Origin of the sequence: Zooshikella sp. RANM57 (assembly GCF_050749885.1) — a bacterium.
Taxonomy (GTDB): domain Bacteria; phylum Pseudomonadota; class Gammaproteobacteria; order Pseudomonadales; family Zooshikellaceae; genus Zooshikella.
Genome location: NZ_JBOIUB010000082.1, coordinates 1 through 255, shown reverse-complemented (window position 1 = coordinate 255; position 255 = coordinate 1). Strand labels below are relative to the sequence as shown.

The 255-nt window shown below is 44.7% G+C and carries 1 protein-coding gene; it reads left to right on the top strand.

The features are described 5' to 3' along the window. On the top strand, positions 1-255 hold a 255-nt coding region (locus ACQ96U_RS27230; RefSeq protein WP_431724420.1), incomplete at both ends, for a hypothetical protein.

Below are 255 nucleotides of genomic sequence, written 5' to 3'. Positions count from 1 at the left end.
AGATAGAAAGCTTTCTGTTAACGCTTTATGATGGTGTGGAAAGCTCCCTCAGAGGCAATGGTCTAAAACAAGCACTAGCACCTTATATATCAGCTCAGTTTATATTACCAGGTACACTCGAAGCCACCCTGACGCAAAACTGGCTGGAAGCGATTGCTGTAGAGCGTGGACTTAATGTCTCATCAGTTGCTACAGTCGATGAGTTCTGGCAGCTCGTTGTTGCACGTTACACTAACGATAGAGAAAACCCTGATA